The following is a 2,317-nucleotide window of genomic DNA, read 5'->3' on the forward strand; positions in this document are numbered from 1 at the left end:
GGAGGAAATGGAAACCCTGACCGGCTACATCGGCGGCCAAGCCTCGGACGGCTGGGGCGAGGTCTTCGAACAGCGAGAAATCCGGGTAGATGACGGGAAACTGTATGTTCACCTCTGGAATAGCGACAATTGGAGCATCATGACAGAGAAAGACCGGTTTGACCCTGCGTTCAGCCACAGACTGCCGGACTTGTGCTGGTCAGTAAAAGAAACAGATGGAAGCCTCATCTATATTAAGAAAGGTGAAGATGGCAGCTTCCCTTCGGAGTGGGACGTCGGCAATGCCGAGAAAAACCGCCGCATCGCAGACTACAACAACAAAAAGCGAGGTATTACCTGGGCACAGCGTCAGGCGATGGAATTTGGTAGTATGTACGGTTGGGATTGTCCTGGTGCAGACCCCGGCAGTTATGAACGGGCCCAGGAACAGGGCATGCAGATGCTCTGATGGGAGGTGTCAAAAGAATTGAATAGGGCGTAACCACTTGAGCCACTAGCCGAAAATTTAAACAGAATAACACACAGGGGCCGTTTTCCCAAAAGGGGGATGCGGTCCCTGTTTTTCTATGCCCTTTTTCGGGAGGACACCCCGGAAAAGGAGCAGCGATGAATGAAGAAAAACTGGCCCAGTACCTGAATTTGTGCTGCAAGGGCAGGGCGAATATCAAACGGAGCGAGGAGATTGAACGGGCGGCCGGACTCAGCGGCAATGAGCTGAGAAAGCTGGTGAACCGGATACGGCGCGGAGGCGTCCCCATCGGGAGCAGCCGCAGCGGGTACTTTTACGCGGTCACCGCGGGGGAGGTGTATGGCACTATCTGCCAGCTGCGGATGATGGCAAATGGGCTGGAGGCCGCCATCGCCGGGCTCGAGCGGTCGCTGGACGCCTTCGGACAGGGTGAATCGTAGTGGCCCGCCCTTTCTTCCCCTGGGTGGGAAGCAAAGAGAAGCTTATCCCCTACATCCGCCGGATCATGCCGGAGAAGCTGAGCCAATATGTAGAACCCTTCGGCGGCAGCGGGGCGGTGCTGCTGAGTATGAAGCCCCGTCCGGGCCGTCTGGACATCTACAACGATTTCAATGTGGAGCTGGTCAACCTGTTCTGCTGTGTCAAGGAGCAGAGCAACGCCCTGCTGCGGGAGCTGCGGTTTTTTCCCCTCCATTCCAGAGAGGAATTCGAGTGGTACAAAAGCTTTCTGGAACACAGGGCGGTGTTCTTTGAAAACATCGAGGCGGAGCTGAAGGTGCTGGAGGATCGGGACTGCTTCACAGAAGAACAGGCGGAGGCTCTCACCCCCATCCTGCGGGAGAGGGCGCAGCTCTATGACGTCTACCGGGCGGCCGCCTATTTCAAGCGGGTGTGGGGCAGCTTCAGCGGCACCACCAATTCCTTTGGGATCAAGCCCCTCAAACTGAAGGATGCGCTGGAACGGCTGCTGGAGGCGGCAAAACGGCTGGAGGACGCAGTCATTGAAAACAAGGACGCGGTGAAGCTANTGGAACACAGGGCGGTGTTCTTTGAAAACATCGAGGCGGAGCTGAAGGTGCTGGAGGATCGGGACTGCTTCACAGAAGAACAGGCGGAGGCTCTCACCCCCATCCTGCGGGAGAGGGCGCAGCTCTATGACGTCTACCGGGCGGCCGCCTATTTCAAGCGGGTGTGGGGCAGCTTCAGCGGCACCACCAATTCCTTTGGGATCAAGCCCCTCAAACTGAAGGATGCGCTGGAACGGCTGCTGGAGGCGGCAAAACGGCTGGAGGACGCAGTCATTGAAAACAAGGACGCGGTGAAGCTAATTCTGGACAGGGATCGCCCGGATGGGCTGATTTACTGTGACCCGCCCTACTATGACGCGGAGCAATATTACGACGCTGCGTTTTCCGCAGAGGATCATGTCCGGCTGCATGACGCCATCAAGGAATGCAAGGGCTATGTCATCGTTTCCTACAACGACTGCGAGGAGATCCGCAGGCTTTACAGCGACTTTTACCAGCTGTCCTTCACTCGTCAGAATCCAATGGCCCAGCAAGCCGGAGCGGTCTATGAAGAACTGCTCATGGCCAACTACGACCCCAGGCTCTTTGCGGGACAGGTGACCTTGTTTGACAGCCCGCTGGAATTTGGCGGGCTGCGCCTGACCCATATCCCCAAAAAAACCATTGAAGATCATATAAAGGAGTGTTTGCGATGAAATTTCTGAGACAAGCGGCCGCCAAGGGGCTCCGAATCCTGCCCGCTGAACTGGCAATAGCCCGGTTCCCCGAGACTGAAACGGCAGAGGTGCATGTGGTGGAGGGCGCCATTGTGGTTCTCAAA

General features: G+C 56.7%; 2 protein-coding genes and 1 pseudogene. All 3 read left to right on the top strand.

Annotation, left to right across the window (positions count from 1 at the left end):
• Positions 1-448: pseudogene (locus tag FMM72_RS16855) on the top strand (DUF4314 domain-containing protein); the annotation flags it as partial.
• Positions 449-606: 158 nt separating this feature from the next.
• Entirely contained in the window at positions 607-909 is a 303-nt protein-coding gene (locus FMM72_RS16860) for a hypothetical protein (RefSeq protein ID WP_162222105.1), read from the top strand.
• A 23-nt stretch (positions 910-932) separates the two neighbouring features.
• Positions 933-2,192 (top strand): DNA adenine methylase, encoded by a 1,260-nt coding sequence (locus FMM72_RS17555; protein ID WP_431603345.1) that lies wholly within the window; start codon positions 933-935, stop codon positions 2,190-2,192.
• The last annotated feature ends 125 nt before the right edge of the window (positions 2,193-2,317 follow it).

Origin of the sequence: Anaerotruncus colihominis (assembly GCF_010206195.1) — a bacterium.
Classification (GTDB): Bacteria; Bacillota; Clostridia; order Oscillospirales; family Ruminococcaceae; genus Anaerotruncus; species Anaerotruncus colihominis_A.